The organism is Pseudobdellovibrionaceae bacterium, assembly GCA_023898385.1.
Classification (GTDB): domain Bacteria; phylum Bdellovibrionota; class Bdellovibrionia; order Bdellovibrionales; family UBA1609.
In genome coordinates this window covers 1,304,290-1,325,590 of record CP060220.1, presented here as the reverse complement: position 1 = coordinate 1,325,590, position 21,301 = coordinate 1,304,290, and the positions used below count along the sequence as shown (strand labels likewise).

Below are 21,301 nucleotides of genomic sequence, written 5' to 3'. Positions count from 1 at the left end.
TGAGCTTGTTTTTATCTTGGCCAGTTTTTGGCCAGGATCAGGTGCGAGTACGTATCAAACGAAATATCGATCAGGTGACTTTAGCGGGTTTTGATTTGGCGGTCTCGCTGAAAGGCCAAAAGACTCGCCTCAGTCACTTGCCTAAACGTATGGCGCTCCATTTGGTACCTTCCGAAAACGGTTTGTCTGTCTACTCTAAAGATCTACCTGAACCTTTGTTGAATTTAGGATTTAAGGTTGTTGTATCAGGTGAGATGATGCATTTGAATGGGCAACTGGTGCCGGAGAACATTGAATTTAGCATCAACGCCTCTTCTCGATTGCGGATGGATGCGATTGCCCTGTTGCCACTTGAAAAGTATCTTGAGGGAGTGATTCCCTCTGAAATGCCGGCGTCTTGGCCACTAGAGGCGCTGAAGGCTCAGGCTGTGGCGTCTCGTTCTTATGCCATGTCTATGCTAGAGGATCGACGGGGGCGGCCCTTTCATCTTGAGTCGAGTGTTGAAGATCAAGTCTACAACCTTTCCAATCACCTAAATGCCGACCAGGGGACCAAAAATAAAATCTTAAAAGCCATTGAAGAAACTCGAGGTGAGTATCTCAAGGACAATGAAGGGCACACTTTGAAAGCCTATTATCACGCCGATTGTGGCGGACAGACAGAGTTGCCAAAAAGCGTCTGGAATTCTTCTGAGCCTGGCGGGGTCATGGTGAAAGATTCTCACAGTTCCTTTAGTCCCAATGGTTCATGGAAGTGGCACATGGATCGGGGCCAACTGCGTAGGGAGTTGAATGGGTACCTGGGGCTCGCCAAAGATTTAAAAATTAAAGATCTAACCGTTGCTGGACACACGGGTTCGGGTCGGGTGGATCAGCTGAAAGTGAGTTTTGCAAATGGCGAAAATCACCAGCTGTCAGCCCAAGTGTTTCGTGAAGTTTTGGGATTTAACAAAGTGAAAAGTGCCTATTTTAAAGTTCAATTGTCAGAGGCAGAACTCTTTGTGGAGGGACGGGGTCACGGGCATGGCGTAGGTCTTTGTCAATATGGGGCTAAGTATTTGGCAAAACGGGGCCAATCGTACCGGCAAATTCTGCAACACTATTACGGCGAAAAAAAGATATTAACCCGCCTTCTTTAAAGCCTTGCGTAGGCCTTCACGAGAGATCCCCAGAATTTCTGCAGCTTTGGTTTTGTTGCCGTCAGCTATCCTAAGTGCCTGTTCAATCACTCTTTGCTCGGCTTGGGCCTTAGCCTCATGCAGGTTGAGCACGATAGCAGTAGGGCTATCTTCATCTACTTTTGGAGCGCGCTGGGTTGGGGTGAGTTGAAAATCTTTTGGCTCAATCAACGAGCGATCTCGACTGACAATACCTGCATTTTCTATTTTGTTTTGCAGTTCTCTGATATTACCCGGCCAGTCGTAAGTCTTTAAGTACTCAATGGCTTTGTCGCTGAGTTTCTTATCTCGAAAGTAGGCGGATTTTCTTGAGAGTTGATTCAAAATAGAAACGGCAAGGCTTGGAATATCTTCTTGTCGATCGCGCAGAGGAGGGATTTTCAAATGAATCACATTCAATCGATAAAAAAGGTCCTCACGAAATTGACCTTCGTTCACCATGTCGCGAAGATCGCGGTTTGTGGCACAAACAAGTCGAAAATCTACGTGAGTGGGTTCTTCTTCAGATCCCACTCTCGTCACGCTATGATCTTGTAGCACACGAAGAAGTTTGGCCTGCTCTTTTAAAGGAAGCTCACCCACTTCATCTAAAAATAGTGTGCCTCCATGAGCTAGCTCAACCTTTCCACGGCGCTCGGCAGTGCCAGTGGCGGCCCCCTTGGCCACTCCAAAAAGTTCTGCTTCAAATAGACTCTCTGGGATGGCGGCACAGTTTACCGCAACAAAGGGTTGATTTTTTCTTTGGCTTTTTATGTGAATAAGTTGAGTCATTCCCTCTTTGCCGGTGCCGCTTTCGCCTTGTATAAGGACGGCGCTATCGCTCATGGCATAGTCTTCTATTTTTTCATAGATGGCTTGGAGGTTTGGATTAAGCGATTGATGTAATAAGAACTCGGCCTTTTTAAGCCACGAGTAGTTCACTTGTTTTAGTTTTTCTTTTGATTCGACGAGATTTTCCACGTCAAATTTATGCTCAAGGGCGATGCCAGCAAATATTGATAACACTTGCACGATCTGCAGATCTTTTTCATTGTAGTCGCCTGATTTCTTATTCAGAATTTCAATCACACCCAAAGTTTCGTGTTTTGGTGATTTAAGTGGCGCGGCTAGAATATTTTCGGTTTGATATCCCGTTTGTTTATCAATCGCAGGGAAAAAATCAGAACTCGTGCTCACATCATTGATTATGACAGGCTCTCCTGTTCTAAATACTTTTCCAGCAATACCACGATCCGCATTCATATGGATTTTTTCGCCATTAAGACCTGTGGCAAAAAGAGAGTTGAGAACTTTTTCGTGGCTTCCTAGTCGTGCAGGTTTCACAAGAAAAACCGTGCCCCGGTCTGACTCAGTCAGTTTCAAGGCCACTTTTAGAATGCGTTCTACGAGCTCATCTGATTTTTCACGGTCGAAAACATCAGCAGAAATTTGGTTTAGAAGCTGCAGAAGTTCAGCATTTTCAATCATGCATACCCTATCGGACAAAAGCCCAGAAACTTTAGCCCTTTTGCAAACTTTTTTTAGGCTTCGGTTGATTTTGTCAGTGAAATGGCGGGAAACGTTGATTTTACTTGAAAAACTCCAAGTCTTCTTGGTGAAATTTAAAGTCTCAAATTAAGAAACACCAAGAAGAACAAGGAGTTAGCAATGCGTCTTAATTTAGATAAACTGCGAAGAGAAGCCAAGAAATTTCGAAAAAAAGATAAGATTCTCACTTTGAGACTACTTGCGTTGATAGAGCTAGCTAAAAGGGAACATTCTGGCAACCTTTCGGACTTAGACTATGAACTTGTGGGTCTGGAAATCGGTAAATCTGGCCGTACTGTTTATCGCTGGAGAAAGAGTTACCTCGAGGGTGGACACAGAAAACTAACGCCAAGAAAGGCACCAGGGCGACAAGCACAGGACATCACTGGCTGGACGGCTTATCACATCAGGCGATGGCGCAAACTCTGTGGTTGGGGCGCTGAGGTGATACAAGCCCACCTCAAACGTTACCTTGGAGTGGAGCTGTCACTGTATCGTATCCATCGGTTTTTGAAGAACGCGGGCCTTGTGGGCTCTAAGAGGCGTGCAAAGCCGGCGTCTAGCCACACCACCGTTGTGAAGGTAGAGTTGCCAGGAGTGCACACGCAGATCGATGTTAATTGGCAAACAACGCTCCTTGAAAACGGCAAGAAGTGTTACGTCTATAACTTCGTTGATCACGCATCGAGGTGGGAGTTTAAGAGGGCCTATGAAGGTTATGGTCACTGGGAGACTGAACGCTTTATGATTGAACTACTAAGAGCAGTGCCTTTTTGGATAACCAGCACTCAGACAGACAATGGCGTGGAATTTACGAATAAATTTGTCTCACGAATCGACGATCCTTTGCCGCATATTTTGGATGAACTATGCGATGAACACGGCATCAGGCACAGACTCATACCTCCAGGAGAAAAAGAGCTTAACGGGCTTGTAGAGCGTTCACACCGCATGGACGATGAAGAGTTGTTCCATCGAGCAAGACCGCAAAACATCGAACAGCTTAATGAATACCTCGAACAGTATTGCCAATGGAAAAACTCTTGGCGGCTCCGAAAAGCTCTCGGATGGAAGTCTGCTAACGAGTACCTCTTGCAGTACCCTCAAGTGCTAAAACCCGGGGCTAAAGAAAAATTATTGGCTGCCGATACCCAAAGTGAGACAACCATGAAGGCAGCCTAAGTCACTGACACCATCAACCGCAGTCTACATTTTGCAAACTTTTGTTGGCGGTGTCTCATGTTGAGACTGTGCGCTTCGCCTCGGAATGAGAGTTGCCAATTAAAATAGGGAGTTAATGTCGAGAGTTGGAGGTTTTGAGAAACAATGGGGGCGGCACAAAAAACCATCAGATAAGATTCACCACACCACACCACACCGGTTAAAACCCACTCACTTTAAGACTTCCAGGTTAAGTCAGAGGTAAAAGGGCACGGGATTTGTGTGAATTCTCATATAAATACGATTTAAACAATACGATTTAAAAATCTAAAAAAATATTGAATCCTGCCGATAGGAAAATAGACCAATTGGCAAAGGACTGAAATGCTAAAATCTCTGCGGGCTATAGCCTGTGATTTAAATCAAGGTGTGAATAATTCTGGGCGTGTAGGACGGATATTCCCGGCTGCGACGGCTTGCCTATTATTGATAATATCAGTGGGTCGATGCCAGCTGGCAGACAATCGGATTAATGGCCAAATCAAGTCTGTAGAGTCATCCGGTCCCATCGAGCCACCAGCTCCTCCGGTATTTAGTTTTGCTAATAGCGATTTCCAGGTGGCCAACGGCACGGGTATAAAAAACACGCCGATGCAGATCACGGTGTCGACTCGCGATCAATATGGAAATCTTTATTACGATCCGTCTTTTGTTGTTGATATTTCGGTCTCTGGGGGCACAGCGGAAGGATGGCTGAACGAGTTGATCGACAACGGCGATGGCACATATGTGATTGATTTTTTCAATGAGACAACGGGTTCTGCAAAAACTGTATCTGCATTGTTGGGCGGAGAACCGCTGTCTTCAACCCAATCTACATTTTCAGTGGTGGATCCTCGGTTATCGTTCACGGGGAACTCGGCACCTTCTGCAAGTATTGCCTCTCGTATTGTTATTGAGACGGATGACCCGGGGTGGCAGCTCACCGGAAACTGCGATGTGTCCTTGGGCGATGTGACGATCACCAGCCCCACGGCCACTCTAGTGACAACACCGTGTTTGGCAACGGGGGGCGGGACTTTTAGCGTAAACTACAACTACGACACTACCGCACCGTACCTCTCGGCTACAGCCGTGGCGAATACAATTCATTTTTATGCCAAACAAAGTACGCTTCAACCAAAGCGAACGTGGATCTACAAAACTTTACAGGCCAATCCGCCCACATTGGTGTCTGACTTAGCCACACTACAAACAATGGCGGCTAATGATGCTACTCAATTTTACATCCTTGATCAGAACATATCAGCCTCTGGTTCGAACAATTGGACGCCCATTGGGGATGGGACAAATAATTTTCAAGGCGTATTTGATGGTAATGGACATACCATAGATGGTCTTGATTGCACAAATTGTAGTTATGCCAGTCTTTTTGGTTCTACTATCGCCATTATTTCGAACGTTCGGATGACCAATGTGAACTTTAGGTCGCCCAGCGATCCGGCAGGAGGCGTCGTAGGTTGGTCGCAGGGTGGAGAGATTCGGCATGTATACGTATCGGGTCGGGTGGAGGCTCCGTTTAATAATGCTGGTGGTATCGTCGGTCATGGTGCCCCGAACATCTACTATTCCGTGTTTTCAGGAGATGTAGTGGCACAGAGTGATGCCTATGGACTAGGCGGCGGTGATGTCTACAATGTCGCGACATACGGCACTGTTACAGGGGGACACGCCGCCTATGGTATCATTCGGGGTACAGCCGGGGACAGCTGTAAATATTGTACGAGTGATGCAGACGTGGTTTCCACGGGAGTTTTGGATGACGCTGCTGGAATAGGAAACTGGGTCGCACCACGCGACAGCTATTTCACTGGGACGGTGACAGGGGTTGATGATGTGGGCGGCATTGCCTCGCACGTTTTCGCGCAGCCACGTTATACCTATTCACTTGCCAACGTCACGGCCACGGCCCCTCCAGTACATGTCGGCCCGGTATTTTCCCGGCCTCCATCACTCTCGAATGGCCCTGTGTTTGTGCTAGACACAGCCACCTGTACCCCGAACTGCACCAATACTGACGGCGAAGCCAAATCTATGGCCGAACTCATGCAACGCTCCACTTTTGTCGGCTGGGATTTCTACGAAATCTGGCGAATAGACGAAGGGGTGGACACCCCAAAACTCAGGTGGATGGACTATCTAAGTGAGTACATCCCCTAAAAGGTATCCCTTTCCTTTCTGCGTTGCAGAGCAACGCAGAAAGGAAAGGGATACCTTTTATAGTAACACATTCTCGTGTTTGCAGACCAAAAGGTTTGACCCGACTTCGGCGCCGCAAGAAATATTGCGTCAAAAATATCACAGCGATTCTATTTCTCTATTCGTAAAATGGGTGGTACGTCTACGTGATTTAGTGCGGATTGTATTTGCAGATATACGGGTGGTAATCGCAAGACAGCCGGTACTCCCCGGCAAACTCAACTTTTGCATCGATACTGAGTTCACCTTCATACTGCATGACCGGCCCTTGTGCCCCAGTTTTTCGAACCACAGAAAAGAAAATGCCGTCTTCTTTCACTGATCCCTGGTAGTGAGAAAAGAGAACTTCATCAAAAATCATCGGACCTGAGGTCTGATAATCCTGTCCAGCTATTTTTAGGTGAATAAAGCCAGTATCACGAACTTCTAATTCAATAGCATGGCCCTTAAAGAACAAATTATTCTCTTGGCCCACACATAAAAGTCGCCATAGATACTCATTGGCACCATCTTGGGCAAGGAGAGGAAAAGAAAACAGCAACAACAAACTAAAAAAAATATATTTCATAATATAAGGTACCAGGTCCTAAACCTGGTCACGCTGTGTTATCGCAGAAGTATCGGTGTTTCTAGAAAATTTTATTCATCAGATAAAAAATCTACGGTTTAGTCAGAGATCATTGCAGGGTTTTCCGGTCATTAATTTGTCCGAGTTATTTCGGCGGTCCAAATGACTCGATTTGAGAGTTTTTCGGTGGGCAACTGCCTTATTAGATCCAAAGGATGGGATGAATGAATTCGATGAGAGTGAAGCAGCAGCATCAAGCTCAATGCGTGTTGGATGAAATAATCATCTAGAAAAAACGAAGGCATTAAGTTAACACGCCGTGAGCCGATTTAGGACCTGGAACCCTATGGATTGAGCCAGCGTTTGGCTTCCTTGCGGGCTCGGGGAAGGTAGTATTCAATTCCAATTCCGGAGTAGTTGTAGAATGGTGCCACATCGGGTTCACTGCCACGGGGGACATCCGCGCCTTGGTTAAGAATTTCATGCCACATTTCTGGAGAGTGATTTCGAGTTCTTACAAAAAATCGCATGTGCCAATGGGTAGCGAGAAAAGTGCTGAAACCAAATTCAGCCTGGCCATCCATGTACATTCGAGAAATGTCTTTTCCGGGAACGGGCGAACCAAAACTAATATGGTGCATAGTCGGGGTTAATAAAACGTTAAGGTAGAGGTAGCCAATCATCGTATCAAGACCCACTTCTGGGCCTAGTCCATACCCCACATTCCACCAGTCAAAATCAAAGACCTTATCGCCAAACAAGTCTTCCACATAAAACGGTTGGTATTGAAACGAAAACTTAGATTGAAGACGAACCACCCCGTCAAAGTTTCCTCGTCGATTTGCGGGACGCAGATTTGACATTGTGACAGAAAGGTTTGATCCGAGGAGTCCAACAGGTGAACCGGAATTCAGAAAATAATAAGCGTCCAATGGCGCATCTTCTTGATCGCCCGAAATACTAAAAGAGGCTTTTAGGTTTTCAATGCCCGCAGCATTGGGCACCATTTCTATTGCCAGTTTTCGAAACCACCTAGAAACCCGCCCCATGTTGAAGGCGCTCAACTCATTTTTTTTGATGCTGACGGTGTGGGTAGCAAAGGGAAGATTAGTGATGACATCTGTGATCTTGATCTCAAGAGAAAAGCTGTCTTGCTCCTCGCTCACAATAGTTTCTGCTAAGTGAGTCGTGCCGAGAGTTTGATAGAGCCGATCTCTCACCACGGGAGACGCCCATTGGTCATGAGTGTACCCATACGAGAAAAATATTCTTTCATTTTCGGCATAGGTGATAAGACTCTTTTGAGGATATTCGGTTTCAAGAAAAGAGTTCACTCTTAATGCGAGCTGGTCAGAAATAAATTCGTCTGAATACTTTGGAGGAGCCACCGCAATGGATCGAGGTGCTCTCAGGCGAGTTCTGTCAGGATAAAAAACAAACGGCTCAATAGGGGAAAAGTCGTAGGCGGTACCAGAAACCATATCTGCAGCAACGCCAACAGCTCCAATAGCCAGGTTGCCAAAAAATAGCCCCATCAACATATTACTGCCAAAACTCTCACCCCATCGGTACTTCGGTGTAAGTTTTTGTTCGATGAATTTATCTTGGTGGCGCAGAGCCAGGGTGGCCGCTTTGTGCCTTCGCACTTTATAAAAATTGGGCGCCGGCCCCAGTTTTGCGCCTTGATAGTAGGCCATCGCGCCATCCACATCAGTAGGGACTTTAATAAGTTGATGAGTGTCTTTGATGGTGGCACAGGCTGAAATGGAAATGACCACATACAAAGTTGTAAAAACTCGAATCATAGCAGGCGCCTTAAATCATCAGGACAAATGGCATTGCGCAATTGTTTTTGTAGTTGATTAATCGTCCAAGGCCTAGAGTTGCCATCAATGCGCTTTCTTAGGTTTTTCTGTTTTCTTCGATTTCGCGAACAAAGGCTTTGAAGTCATTGAGGTGATTATGAAGGATACTAAAAACGATGTCCCAGTCAATTTTCTTATAGGCGTGTACCGAAATATTTCTAAATCCAACTGCTTTTTGCAAACTTAATGATGTTTTTGTAGAGATTAATGCAACCTTTTCTAGAGCCGCAATCGACTCGCTCATGGTTGTAGGGGCCGGGAGATTTTGGCTGGAAATTATATAAGAGGCGATATCCACACAAATCTGAATAGCACGTTCAAGGTTGACGGAGATAATATCTTGTCGATCGATGTCCGTTCGTAAAATAGCAATATCGTCGGGTTTTTTATCTTCTAGCCGTACCAGACATTTGCGTAAAGATTCTATTTTTTCATTGATGACGTTGTTTTTCATCCAAAATACCTTTTCCGTCGTTCAGCCAAAATTCGATCGTAGTAGGGGCGGAAGTCGGTTTTATCATAAATAAGTTTTTTGATGAGCTCGGCGTATATGCCGGGGTTTTTGTTGAGCAAGAGTTGTCCTCCAGCCAAGGCCTCTTCAAGAATTGTTCCCGTGGATTGGGTTAGATCAAGAATATCTACTTCCTTCCTTAATATATTTGTAAGCTCTACATTGAACCGAACAAGATTCTCGGCATCAAGGGGTCCTTCGCCAGCGACAGCCACATCCACATCACTGGTGCTTGTAGCGTCCCCCTTAGCCTGCGAACCATAGAGAATGACTAAGCTAACTTCTGGTCTGTCTTTAAAAAACTGTTTAACCTTTTCGGATAAGCTCATTTGTTCATGATAGCTGATCAACAGGGCAATGCAATTGAAGAAGGGGTTTCGAAGTGCCAGGAATGTTGAACCAGAAGTCGTGGAATAAGAACTGCGGTCATAGACTGCTGGCGTCAAAAAAGTGCGCAGAAAAAAAAGCCGGTCTTGGGGAGACCGGCTAGGGAGTGAATTGGGGATATGGGGGATTGTTCGTTAAAAATTCTAAAAAACTATTAAAATACTTCCTTGCAGCCCTGGCGCCTTCAAGCGGCGCACACCCTTAACTATTGCTGGTTTGGTGCCAATGCCTAATGTGTTGAAATTATTGAAGTCCTATTTTGAGACGCCAACCGCGGTGGGCAGAGGAGTGCCCACTCACGTTGGCAGTGACCACGGCAGTTGGCGTTTTCGAGGATTCAAAAGAAGTAGCCTATTCACGAAATGAAACGATTCGTTGAATGGGGCGGTGGTAGCTGTTCCACGGCACCGGTGAAACGCACACAAAAAAATCCTCAGATCTGTTAACTCTTTCGACAACTCATCGACTTAAACAGTTTTCATCAATCTCATATCAAAACGACAATGAAACTCTCTTAAAAATTTCACGCACTTCATGCGACGCGACAAAACCTTTGCTGGTGGCGGATTCTGGCCCCGACTTTGCTCTAGCTAGACGTTGGAAGGGCTAAACAAAAAATAATGTGGGGGAATTAACCATGAAAAATCTTATCGCATGGACGGGATTAGTGGGTTTAATGTTGGCAGCCACTGCCTGTAGTGATGTGAAATTTGCCGACGTTCACTTTGACTCAAAAATGTCACACGACGGAGAAATTGGAGATCCAATCAGCTTTGAGCCTCCGACTCTGCCGATGCCAGAGCCAGGACCACCTATTGTCATACTTCCCATTGAGCCATCACCGCCTTTATTAGTGGAGACTTTCACGCAGGCGGCGGGTAACGGAAAACTAGATATATTAGTTGTTCAAGACACTTCTGTTTCAATGCATTCTGATAGATGGACCATGGGGCAGCGTTTTCGCACTCTTTCTGACCGACTACAAGGTGTTGACTGGCAATTGGGTATGACAACCACAAATCGGGGCGTAGGACATGCTTTAAACGGATCACTTGCCCAGTTGCCAATGAGTAACCAAACTATCATTCGATCCACAGATTCAAAGCGAGTGCAGTTGATAGACGACCACCTGTCTATGCTTCAATGTAATGACAGCGACACTTTGGGTTGGATTCAGAATCCCTGCACACTTGCCGATGAGCGGCCGCTAAGTGCATCCGTCGACGCCATCGGTAAATTGGGCAGTGCCAACCAGGGCTTTCATCGCTTCGGCGCTCAATTGGCTGTGGTGTATATCACTGACGCAGATGAGACTTTAGGTAAAGACAATGTGGAAGCCACCGGAGCCGACGTCATTGCCGCCTATCAAATGGCGGTTCGACGAGAGAACTTGGCCCTGAGAGCCTATGGGGTTTATGTTCAGCCTGGCGATGAACGATGTTATGACCAACAGCGTGGAAGCTTCACTGAGCCTGCTACCGCTTACGCTGAAAAAATAGATGCCTTTGTACGGTCAACTGGCGGGTCAAGCATCAGCATTTGCGAAAATTCTTTTGAAACACTTTTTGATACAATGGCTGAAGACGTAGAAAAATTATCGCGTGACAAAGAATTCCGTCTTGATCAAGTGCCTCGTCCGGAGTCCGTGGAAGTGGTCCTTTCTGACGGCTCACAAATTCCGTGGGAAGTGGACGGTCAGGTTTTGCGGTTTGTCGAAGCACCAGCCGCTGGCGTAATCGTCACTGTGAGTTACTCCCACTAAAAAAAACGGGGGCCACTCAGCCAAAGTACGTACTTGAGGGGGGCCCAAAGTCTCCTTTAAGTTTTTCTGAATGCTTCAATCTAACCAGGAAAATGCGGGTCCCTTGAAATGGTGAGGCCGCATCGCCTTGCCCGTTAGTTCGAGCGTAAGTTCTAACACGATGCAGGTAGGGGCGGTTTTACCCGCATTCGAAACTTACAAATTCATTTCGATCTTGTTATGATGGCATTCTATGAACGTTTTAGTCATGGGCCTTCGAAAATCCGTATTGAGTGAGTTGGATAAAAAAGGTATCGCCTATGCCCTGTGGGCGGATCAAGAGACCAAGCTGAAGGCGCCCTTGGGAACAGCTGTGGCCCCCATGCATTCGGATCGCGAAGAACTTCGGAAATTCATAAAAACCCATTGGCCCAGCCAATCTTTTAGCCATGTTATCGCCACCACTGAGGGCGCCGTGTATCCCGCATCACTAGCACGCCGAATTGTGCACGCGAGGCTTTCAGAAAAAACCATGGTGTTGCACTGTCGGGACAAGATCTTAATGAAACAGTATCTTCGGTACTTTGATATACCGATGACGCGGTTTATTGACGGATCAAGGGCGATCAGTGTGGAGACGATTGTTGAGAAATTGGGTTTTCCTGTGGTTGTTAAAGATCGAGATCAATCCGGCGGGCGAGGGCTGGTATTTGCAAAAACCATTGATGAGCTGAAATCAGCCATGCATGTCACCCGTATCTACGAGAAAATGGTAAATGCTCCCGAGGGCAGTATTGAATCATTCATTCAAAATGGCCAAATTCAATTTACAAACATCACGCAATATCGTTCAAAAACGCACGTGAATATCGTTCCGGCCCCTTACCCAGATACAGAGTGCCAGCAAATCCTAGAATTGAATGAATCAGTGGTGAAGGCACTTAAGATTCAATGGGGACAAACTCACCTTGAGTTTTATCGATCCGCAGAGGGGCATCTGTTTGGTGAAATAGCTCTTCGGCCTCCGGGTGGTTACATCATGGATTTGATATCGATGGCCTACGGTTTTAATGCTTGGGAGGCCTTTATAGCTGTGGAATTGGGGATAGATTTTATTTTTCCAAAAAAATCGGTCACTCATGCAGGAGTTTATATTGTGCATCCGGGGCCAGGGGTGCTGGAGGAAATCAGCGGTGTTGAAGAATTAAAATCTCAGCCATGGGTGAGTAAACTAAAAATGAAATCACTCGGCGGACAACAGCTGGCCGGACGTGAATCGGTGAGGGAGGAGTTGGGGCACATTATTTTCACAGCCCCAACGGCGGAAGAGCTTGAGCAGAGATTGCTTTCAATTAATAGCAAGTTGAAATTAAAGGTGGCTGGTCAAGAATATCATTTACCACTGTCTGATGTTGAAAGGCATTTATGAAAGTAGTCATCTGCGCGGGGACCCATGGAAATGAGCGAACCGGAATTTGGCTTTTAAATAAATGGCAACGTCATCCAGAGTTATTGCCAAGTGGTCACCAATATAAATTCCTGTTAGCCAACCCAAGAGCAACGGCGGCTAATGTGAGATTTGTTGACTCAGACCTTAACCGGAGTTTTGGTCCGGGTGGAGAATTGGCCACGGGGTATGAGGCCGCCCGATCCAAAGAGGTTCGAGGGGATTTGGTGAATTGGGCGCAAGGGGAGCCCTATTTTTTAATAGACTTGCACACCACAACAACTAATATGGGCGCCACACTGGTGCTTTCTAAAAATGACTACCTGTCGGCCCATGCAGTGGCCAAAGCCACTGAAGATATGCCGTCTATTCGATTGTTATTTAATTCAGACCAAGACAGTGATTGCCGGTTTGTAGATAGCTTAGCGCCTCATGGCGTGTTGGTGGAGATGGGTCCCGTGGCTCAGGGTGTGGAATTCAGCCCCATCATTGACGAAATGGAACGGGTTGTCCTTTTGTTGCTCGAGAAATTATTGCTTCCCGTATCGGGTAGTAAGATTGAGTTATCCGGATACCTAGAACACGAAACCGTTTTTTACCCCACACAAAAAGAAGAAAAGACCGCGAGAATACATCCCAGTTTATGGGGGCAAGATTATAAAGAGCTAAAAAAGGGCGACCCCCTGTTTTTGAATTACGAAGGGCAAACTATTTTTTACGAGGGCGAATCCTGTTTTCCCGTTTTTATCGGAGAGTCAGCGTACTATTGGCAAAACATAGCATTTTTAAAATCAAAACCTATCCGTCGGAGCTATTTACCGTAGGACAAATCTAGTGAGAATCTCGCACCTCTAAGCCTTAAAAATATTCACGACCATTTGGGCCCGCTGTTTTCCAAACTTTGCCATTTTTAGGAAATCACTTTTCTTTACGGGAATGAATGCCATATCAGGAACAGACATAGCAGCTTCAAAGGCATCTCGGGGAATATCGGTATCTAAATCAGGATCGTGAATGTAATAATAGCTTTCATCAAAACCCGCGAGCACCACCCAGTGAGGTGCCTTTGTGCCAGTAATCTTGTAGGAACTGATTAAAATGATCGGGACGCCGCCGCGCCGGGCGACCTTCTCGAGATCACCAATCTTCAGGCGCTTTGTGCGTACCGGAATTCGATTTGTTCGTACTTGGCTTCGAAAATCTTCTTGAACCAATTTCAAGATATCCTTTTTTGCCTCCGTTCGAACGCCTTCAATGAACTGAGCAGTATCCTCAGAAAGCCAAATTTCCGGTTGAAAACCACGCCTATGGGCGGCCAGTGCTAACCCGCTGGGGCCACAGCCGCCATGTCCTGATGTCATAAATATCGTGGTGGACTCACGCCAGATCTGCAATTCAGCTTTAAGGTTTGGCCGGACTTTTTTTGAAAGAGCACCCATGGCCATTAATAGTGAGGCGGGTCCACAGGTAAAATCAGTTCCCTGTGAATAATAAGGGACTTTAAATTTCATGCCCAATTGGCGGGGAATCAATCTCTTTTCAAAAATGAGAGCTTCAGACCCGTCTTCATAAAAATGTGGTTTAATAGCCATTTTATAAAATCCGAGCGATTGATACAAGTTGATCGCTCGTTTGTTGTCTGGGCGCACTTCAAGCCTGAGCACTGATTTTTTTCGCAAAGCTGCTTGTTCGACAGCGTGTTCCATAAGACGTCGGCCATAACCGCGTCCGCGAACCTTCGAACTGATCGCTAGGGAGTAAAGTCGAGCCAATGCAGTGCCTTGTCGATAGAGCAACAGGTAGTATCCCAAAACCTTCCGTTGACTTATAGCCACCACTAAATCAGACTTATCCGAGCGAACAAAGTGGCGAAAGCTGGATACTGACAGGCGGTCGGTCTTAAACGATTGGTTTTCAAGTTCGATCAGAGGTGGGACGTCACTAAGGCGTGCAATGCGAAAATTTAAACTCATATTAAATTGAATTTACTCGAGAAGCTTGTTTCATGGCAAACGTTTATGCAGTAATAGAAGATAAATCAGACTGGGGCCCCTATTATCCAAGTTCGACTGTCGTCAACTTTGGAGACTACCTAGAGTTTAAAGCGCCTCAAGCTAAGCAGAATATTGTAATCAATTTGTGTCGCAACTATAAGTATCTGTCCAAAGGGTATTACACATCGCTTTTGGCGGAGGCTCGAGGGCACAAGGTTATTCCAAGTGTAAAGGCCATTAATGATCTCAGTCGAAAAGCCATTTATGGCATACAAACTGACGAATTGGACGAGGCTTTTGATAAGCTTTTAAAAAAATCAAAGCAAAAACTGGGGACAGGTTTTTCTCTCACCATTTGTTTTGGGCAAACGGCTGAGGAAGAGTTCTCAGATATAGGACGAAAGATATTTGAAGCCTTTCCCTTTCCTATTTTGAATGTAACCTTTGAGTTTTCTTCTTCGTGGCATCTGGCGTCTATTAAATCGGGTTCGATTAAAAATCTCAGCGACAAAGAAGAAGATTTGTTTGCGGCCAGTTTAGAAAAATTTAACGCTCGTGTTTGGAGAAAGCCGAGATCAAAAAAAACCTTCAAGTACGATCTGGCTATTTTGGTGAACCCAGACGAGCAAATGCCCCCATCAAACAAGCGGGCGCTAGATAACTTTAGAAAAGCAGCGAAGAGATACAACATATTCGCAGAGACCATTACAAAAAAAGAATACTCTCGCCTTGGGGAGTATGATGCTTTGTTTATTCGTGAAACCACTGCGATCAACCATTACACCTATGCTTTTTCTCGCAAAGCAGAGAGCGAGGGATTAGTTGTTATCGATGATCCCACTTCAATTCTTCGCTGCGCCAACAAAGTGTTTTTACATGAAACACTGTTAGCCTCGAAACTAAAGACGCCTAAAACTATTTTGTTGCACGCGGGACAAGATCTCAATAGCGAACTCACAACACAATTAGGGTTTCCTGCCGTTTTGAAAATTCCTGATGGTTCGTTCTCAAAAGGCGTGTATCTCGTGAAAGACGAGAAAGAACTTGTCGAACGGTGCAAAGAACTTTTTCAAAACTCGGTGTTGGTGTTGGCCCAAGAGTTTATGTACACACCCTATGACTGGCGAGTAGGAGTATTAAATAAAAAGCCACTTTTTGTATGCCAGTACTTTATGTCAAAGGGGCATTGGCAAATTTATAGGCACGGAAACAAGGGGACTAAGAGTGGAGACTCACAAGACATTGGTGTTCATAAGGCACCTAAAAAAATTGTAAAGGCAGCAGTCAATGCGGCCTCCAGTATAGGTGACGGTCTGTACGGAGTGGATCTTAAAGAGAAAGACGGTCAAGTTTACGTCATCGAAGTCAACGACAATCCTAATGTTGATGCTGGTGTGGAAGATGCTTTTTTAGGCGAGGCACTCTACGACAGAATTATGGAAGAGTTTTATCGACGGTTGGATAGTCGATAAAATTGTGTATTCGAATTCTTCGTTCCGTCTTATTCAGGTGCATTTGGCTCAGCGGATAGGTCGAACTTCCACAGGAATTTGCACTTCAAACGTGGTTCCTTGTCCCTCTTCGCTTGCCAATTCAATCGTGCCAGAAAGTTCCTGAACAAGCCCTTTTACAATGGCCAGTCCAAGACCCGTGCCCCCGTAGGTTTTTCTCGTGGATGTGTCAAGTTGCTCAAAGGGTTCAAAAATATGCTCTCGTTTGTCAGCGGCTATTCCAATGCCGGAGTCTTTAACTACGATTTTCAAAGTGTTTTCTTTGGACTTCACGGTCGCCAAAATCTGAACAGTGCCGCCGGTTGGAGTAAACTTAATGGCATTGCCAACAAGATTTGTGAGAATTTGATCAATAAATTTGCGGTCTACTTTTATCTGAGACTTCGATGGCATTTCGATTTCATAGTCAAAGTGGATGGCTTTCTTTTTGGCTGTAGACTTCAATAAATCAAGGGGTGCCAGGATGACGTCGGCGGGGTTTTCCCATTCGAAGCTGGGTTTGAGTAGGCCAGATTCAATTTTTTGCATATCTAGAATGTCATTGACGATTTCAAGCAGTCTGTGGGCCCCATGGTTGAGAATTCGCAAATACTCATTTTGCTGTTCTGTCGGATCAGTGCTCAAAAGGAGATCGGCAAAGCCAATAATTGAATTTAGCGGAGTTCGAATTTCGTGACTCACATTTGACAAAAAAGTAGACCGAGCGTGCAGAGCTTTGTTGGCCACATCAATGGCATCACGGAGCCTGGTATTGCTGTCTTTAAGTTCAATTGCGGCATTCCGTTCATCAGTGATGTCTTGGGTGATTCCGAGCAAATATCGGGGAGTTCCGTCTGCGTCAGCTAGAGCCAATTTATAAGTGCGTAACCATAGGGTCTGTTTGCCAGTCGGAGTAACCGGTTCCTCTTCAATGCGCACAGTTTGCAAAGACGCAAGGGTTTCAGTATCTTTTTTTCGAAAAAAGTCGGCCTGTTCTTTGGGGAAAAGATCATAATCTGTTTTGCCGAGGACTGCAGATTGATGAAGGCCAAATACATTTTCACTTTGCTTATTCCAGATGATAAATCTCCAGTCATCTTGGCTGTCCTTGGCAAACACGGCTACCGGCAGATTGGCCAAGGTCGCTTCAAAAAAATTGGACGTTTTTTCAAGTTGCAGTTTGAGAGATTTTTCTGCAGAGAGATCTTCAATCATTGACCAAATGTAATCTTCGCCGTCTTTACTGATAATAAAACCATTCAGGCGGACCGGAACTAGGCTTCCGTCTTTTCGAATAAATTCTTTTTCGTACGGGCCATAAACCTTGCGCGACTTTAGGCTTTCTAATTGGACCAGTTCATCCTCAGCATATTTTTCAGGAGTGAGTTGCCAGTAAGTCAAATTGTCATTGTCGGCTTCTTCAGCCGAGTATCCAATAATTTTCAAAAATGCCGGATTAGACTCAACCCAGTGACCGTCCATCCGGCAGAGATTAAGGCCGATGGGTGACTGTTTAAAGAAGGCTTTAAAAAACTGCGATTGTTCGGAAGGAAAACCCACCTCAGGAAGTGAATTTTGGGGAAAATTATCATTTGGTGAGGTCACGTGAAAGTCCTAGATTTTGTTTTGGCAATCCACAAAAGATCAAAATTCATTAGCTCGAGTCTATTTGTATAGGTGGGGATTCGCAACTGGTAACGTCAAGCAAGGTTCAACGACAAATATTAGGCTCATTGGTGGAAGGAGCCGGGTGATCTGAGGAAACGAGCGGCAAGTTGTCAATAAATGGTCACAAGTTCTGGCAACAGGGGATACGATAGCCCCCCAGAACGGCTTAAAAGGCGGCTAAAAAACGACAAAAATGGGCACTGTCAGCTAAGTTTGACATCTTTTCAATTTGCCCACAGGCTAGGCAAAAATCCAATAAAAGTCAATAAAAACAGTATCTTAGGTGATTTTCCTGGGCCTGGCACATGGCTCGCTTATGTACAAGGGTGAGAGCATCCCCGGTTGGGGCAAGAAAGGATAAGAGCCATGAGCTTTTTAGAAAAGAAAAACCTAATGTTAAGTGTGGTCTTGTCGGCCCTGTTGGCGGTGGGTTGTGCTTCTGAGAGTACACCGGCTCCACAAAATGCGGTGGATACAGATGGCACGGATACTGTTCCTGATGGCAGTGGCAGTGGCAGTGGCACCTCCATTTTCGATTGGGGCGATAGCGCTTCGGCGGAACTAACAGTTCAGAGTTTATCGACGTTTTCAGACTACACCGGACGGCCTATGTATGATCCACAAGATATCAAAATCTCTTTAAACTTAAATAAGTACGGCAATGGCTGGGGCGGTAAAGTGAAAATCACTTATACAGATCGCGGTCAGTCGTACGCTGGGCAATTCACATCGTTGGTGCGATCAGGATCGCGCGTCGACAACAATAATGTGAACAACCAATATAATATTTGGTTTTCAAACCCAGCCAACGGCGAAGTGGTGTGGCATGGATTTTTCGAAGATGAGCGTCCATCGATCTATTATCAAACACCTGGCCAAGTGACTGGAGCCATTGTTTTAGTGATCGACCAGATTGAAGATCAAGGTGATGGTCAAGGACCATCGGATTTAGTGGGTGGCTCTGTTTGGTATAAGAACTTTGAGTTTCAATATTCACCGCTATCTCCCACAAGCTGCTGGTTTGTATATGCTGGTCCTTATGATTGTCGAGCATGGAAGAGTGGCGATGGATTAGCCACTCAGCGCGCGGTGAACCCAGATGCTGGGTATGTAAAGTTGGGCGAGTTTACGGACTTAAGTTTATCAGAAGCTTTTAATGGAATTGAATTTTAAAGGAAGGAAACAAGGGGTTTTAAAATGAAAGCCTTAAGAATAAATAAAAACAAAATCGGAAAAATGGCGTTGTTTTCGTTGTTTTTCGTGAGTGTACTCAGTCTTTCAGGTTGTGGTGATGACTCAAAAAGCCGAGGCGGCGTGGTTGGACCAGGACCTCAGTGTTTGGCAACCAATTGTGTGAACTATCCTAACGAGTCATTTCGCATAGGGTTTGCCCTCGGTAACGCATTTGAGTATCCCGGAGTGCAAGTGGCCTTAGAGTTTTTCACAGACCAATCAGGCTATCCTGGTGCGGGCTATGCAGGTGCCGGACAAAGCGTGTTCGTATCAGGCAGTGTCTTTGTCAGTCAGGGACTACCCTGCGGGCTGGAGCCAGGCCGCTACAACGTGACAGGCGTGTTGCAGCCAGGTGTACTCAATGGCATTGACATGATTAACGGACTCGTATTTGAGGCGAAAAATGCCAACGGTCCTAGCCGCATGGTTGTCAGCATGAGTAATGGCACCATTAAATCTCGACTGCCAAAACTGCGAGCATGTGACAATAGCAATATTGATTATGACGAACTGGTTGCCGGGCTTAATATCGAGCAAACAGGCACAAACAACTCAGCCTACGGTTACCCAGGCTTTGGCTCCGGCGGCTACTGTGGCGTACCAGTGACAGTTATGTCGCAAGAGTATGGCGCACAACCAGCGTGCTTCTAAGGGGAGAACAGGTCATGAAACGGCGTCACTTTTTAAATTGGATCATCATACTGGGCGGGCTGTGGCTTTCGGCCTGCTCTTATCAGTGGCGGGAAGTGGACCACAACATCGACACTAACACCTTGTTTGATGTGAACTTAAAAGAGGCCGCTAGCGGCGCCTCCGGCAGCGCGGCCAGTGTGTTTCTCGGATTGCTAGGCAGAGCAAATACAAATATTTTTTACGCCGACACCAATGGCGAGTTTGGTACTCCCCAAAGTGTGGTGTCGGTGATTGACCTCAGTCCCTTTGGATTGCCTTACGAATACACTCCTTATGATCTAAAATTTGCGCGAGTGGTTTTCTTAGATGGGTTCGATGACAGCGGTGTGCGAGACTTTGCATTGATGGTCGAATTGCAAAGTGTCGATGGTCTGGCCTCATCAAAGATTTTCTTTCGCTCAGCTCAACCAGGGCAGTTTTCCGATCACGACTTTGTGGTTGAAATGCTCGGAGACAATGGCGCCCATATTCTATTGCGATCTTTTGATGTATCTGATCTGTACGCGGATGAGCTGGCGGGAAATATCCAATTAAAAGTGGAATTGGTTCATACAGATGGCTTTCAAGAAGAAATCGGAAAGTTCTCCACCCTTGCTGGTTTTGGTAACTGATCGCAAAAACCAGTGAGCCCTATCTAGAAGCGTAGCGTAAAGCGTTTAAATACCTTGATAAACGATAGCATTCATTTGCTAAACTACCGCCTATGGCTTTGACATATTGGGTGGAATTTTTCGATGATTTGGAGCATGTGCGGGGGCGATCTAAGAACACGGTGATGGCTTACCGTCGTGACTTAGAATTATATGCTGAATTTGCTCAAACGGGTTCAGATATCGGTCGGTTTTTTGAGTTTCTAAAGAGAAAAAAATTAAGCACTCGTTCTCAGGCGCGAGTCATTAGTAGTCTTCGCACCTATTTTCGGTTCTGCGAAGCTCAGGGGCAAAAGGTGCCCGAGCTGCGTCAACTGCGTCCGCCAAAGGTGAAAGCCAAGTTGCCGCAGGCCATTTCTGTTGAAGACTTTGAGCAACTTTTTAAGGCCTGTGCCACAGACAATGCCTATCGTACGGCGCGAAATCAAATCACGTTGCTTTTGCTATTTGGTTTGGGATGCCGGGTGAGCGAACTCATTCAGTTGAATCAGAAAGATTTTAACGAAACAGAGGGTTGGCTAAAAATCTTAGGTAAGGGCAACAAAGAACGCTTAGTACCTCTGACCACACGGCTTCTGCGAGAGCTTAAAGATTATTTGATTCACGTGCGGGGTCATTTGGTGGTGGACTCCACAGACTCGATCCTAATTAACGACCGGGGGCGAAGACCCAGTCGTGTAGACATCTGGCGATGGCTGAATGCATGGTCGCAACGGGCCGGATTTGAAGAAACGGTGAGTCCCCACCAGTTTCGGCACGGCTGTGCCACGTCGTTGTTAGAAGGTGGCGCTGACTTGCGATCCATACAGATGTTACTTGGGCATTCAAGCATTCAGACCACGCAAATTTACACGTCAGTGTCGTCGAAAAAGATGCAAGAAGAAATCGATGAGCATCATCCCTTATCTCAGATGGACGTCTAACCAGAT

Annotated in this window: 18 protein-coding genes; 11 read left to right on the top strand and 7 right to left on the bottom strand. The window is 45.8% G+C overall.

Translation table 11 applies throughout. The features are described 5' to 3' along the window. Window positions 1-5 precede the first annotated feature (5 nt). Window positions 6-1,139 (top strand): SpoIID/LytB domain-containing protein, encoded by a 1,134-nt coding sequence (locus H6626_05875; GenBank protein ID USN48622.1) that lies wholly within the window; start codon window positions 6-8, stop codon window positions 1,137-1,139. Here H6626_05875 and H6626_05870 read toward each other — a convergent pair. Continuing rightward, complete coding sequence (locus H6626_05870) at window positions 1,122-2,645, bottom strand: sigma 54-interacting transcriptional regulator (protein ID USN48621.1); 1,524 nt, start codon at window positions 2,643-2,645, stop codon at window positions 1,122-1,124. The two genes, H6626_05875 and H6626_05870, sit on opposite strands and share 18 nt — an antisense overlap. Before the next feature lie 180 nt (window positions 2,646-2,825). On the opposite strand from H6626_05870, the gene H6626_05865 reads away from it, so the two are divergent. Next, on the top strand, window positions 2,826-3,887 hold the full coding sequence (locus H6626_05865) for a DDE-type integrase/transposase/recombinase (GenBank protein ID USN48620.1): 1,062 nt from the start codon (window positions 2,826-2,828) through the stop codon (window positions 3,885-3,887). 363 nt (window positions 3,888-4,250) lie between these two features. Beyond that, entirely contained in the window at window positions 4,251-6,086 is a 1,836-nt protein-coding gene (locus H6626_05860; GenBank protein USN48619.1) for a hypothetical protein, read from the top strand. A 190-nt stretch (window positions 6,087-6,276) separates the two neighbouring features. Here H6626_05860 and H6626_05855 read toward each other — a convergent pair whose 3' ends face one another. From H6626_05855 to H6626_05840, 4 genes are all read right to left on the bottom strand, one after another. Further along, complete coding sequence (locus H6626_05855; GenBank protein ID USN48618.1) at window positions 6,277-6,693, bottom strand: hypothetical protein; 417 nt, start codon at window positions 6,691-6,693, stop codon at window positions 6,277-6,279. A gap of 344 nt (window positions 6,694-7,037) precedes the next feature. Continuing rightward, window positions 7,038-8,498, bottom strand: a complete 1,461-nt coding sequence (locus H6626_05850; protein USN48617.1) for a hypothetical protein — start codon at window positions 8,496-8,498, stop codon at window positions 7,038-7,040. Window positions 8,499-8,595: 97 nt separating this feature from the next. Further along, complete coding sequence (locus H6626_05845; protein USN48616.1) at window positions 8,596-9,012, bottom strand: DUF86 domain-containing protein; 417 nt, start codon at window positions 9,010-9,012, stop codon at window positions 8,596-8,598. After that, window positions 9,009-9,398 carry a nucleotidyltransferase domain-containing protein gene (locus tag H6626_05840; protein ID USN48615.1) on the bottom strand — a complete coding sequence of 130 codons (390 nt, stop codon included), beginning with the start codon at window positions 9,396-9,398 and terminating at the stop codon, window positions 9,009-9,011. The genes H6626_05845 and H6626_05840 overlap by 4 nt, the downstream gene beginning before the upstream one ends. A gap of 695 nt (window positions 9,399-10,093) precedes the next feature. Between H6626_05840 and H6626_05835 the strand changes: the two genes are divergently transcribed. The 3 genes from H6626_05835 to H6626_05825 all read left to right on the top strand — a co-directional run bounded on the left by H6626_05835 (window position 10,094) and on the right by H6626_05825 (window position 13,468). Further along, on the top strand, window positions 10,094-11,218 hold the full coding sequence (locus tag H6626_05835) for a hypothetical protein (GenBank protein USN48614.1): 1,125 nt from the start codon (window positions 10,094-10,096) through the stop codon (window positions 11,216-11,218). Between the two features lie 232 nt (window positions 11,219-11,450). Further along, window positions 11,451-12,626 carry an ATP-grasp domain-containing protein gene (locus H6626_05830; protein USN48613.1) on the top strand — a complete coding sequence of 392 codons (1,176 nt, stop codon included), beginning with the start codon at window positions 11,451-11,453 and terminating at the stop codon, window positions 12,624-12,626. Beyond that, a complete protein-coding gene (locus H6626_05825) occupies window positions 12,623-13,468 on the top strand; it encodes an aspartoacylase (protein USN48612.1) in 846 nt (281 codons plus the stop codon). The genes H6626_05830 and H6626_05825 overlap by 4 nt, the downstream gene beginning before the upstream one ends. Window positions 13,469-13,495: 27 nt before the next feature. Here the strand turns inward: H6626_05825 and H6626_05820 are convergent, their stop codons facing one another. After that, window positions 13,496-14,617 carry a GNAT family N-acetyltransferase/peptidase C39 family protein gene (locus H6626_05820; GenBank protein ID USN48611.1) on the bottom strand — a complete coding sequence of 374 codons (1,122 nt, stop codon included), beginning with the start codon at window positions 14,615-14,617 and terminating at the stop codon, window positions 13,496-13,498. 32 nt (window positions 14,618-14,649) lie between these two features. On the opposite strand from H6626_05820, the gene H6626_05815 reads away from it, so the two are divergent. After that, window positions 14,650-16,110: a RimK family protein gene (locus H6626_05815; protein USN48610.1), complete on the top strand. Its 1,461-nt coding sequence runs from the start codon at window positions 14,650-14,652 to the stop codon at window positions 16,108-16,110. A gap of 48 nt (window positions 16,111-16,158) precedes the next feature. Here H6626_05815 and H6626_05810 read toward each other — a convergent pair whose 3' ends face one another. Continuing rightward, a complete protein-coding gene (locus H6626_05810; protein USN48609.1) occupies window positions 16,159-17,733 on the bottom strand; it encodes a PAS domain-containing sensor histidine kinase in 1,575 nt (524 codons plus the stop codon). A 429-nt stretch (window positions 17,734-18,162) separates the two neighbouring features. Between H6626_05810 and H6626_05805 the strand changes: the two genes are divergently transcribed. The 4 genes from H6626_05805 (at window position 18,163) to H6626_05790 (ending at window position 21,295) form a co-directional block, all read left to right on the top strand. Further along, complete coding sequence (locus H6626_05805; GenBank protein ID USN48608.1) at window positions 18,163-18,969, top strand: hypothetical protein; 807 nt, start codon at window positions 18,163-18,165, stop codon at window positions 18,967-18,969. A 24-nt stretch (window positions 18,970-18,993) separates the two neighbouring features. Further along, window positions 18,994-19,680 carry a hypothetical protein gene (locus H6626_05800; protein USN48607.1) on the top strand — a complete coding sequence of 229 codons (687 nt, stop codon included), beginning with the start codon at window positions 18,994-18,996 and terminating at the stop codon, window positions 19,678-19,680. A gap of 14 nt (window positions 19,681-19,694) precedes the next feature. Beyond that, window positions 19,695-20,333, top strand: coding sequence for a hypothetical protein (locus H6626_05795; GenBank protein USN48606.1), 639 nt, complete (start codon window positions 19,695-19,697; stop codon window positions 20,331-20,333). 92 nt (window positions 20,334-20,425) lie between these two features. Then, window positions 20,426-21,295 (top strand): tyrosine-type recombinase/integrase, encoded by an 870-nt coding sequence (locus H6626_05790; GenBank protein ID USN48605.1) that lies wholly within the window; start codon window positions 20,426-20,428, stop codon window positions 21,293-21,295. Window positions 21,296-21,301: the final 6 nt, after the last annotated feature.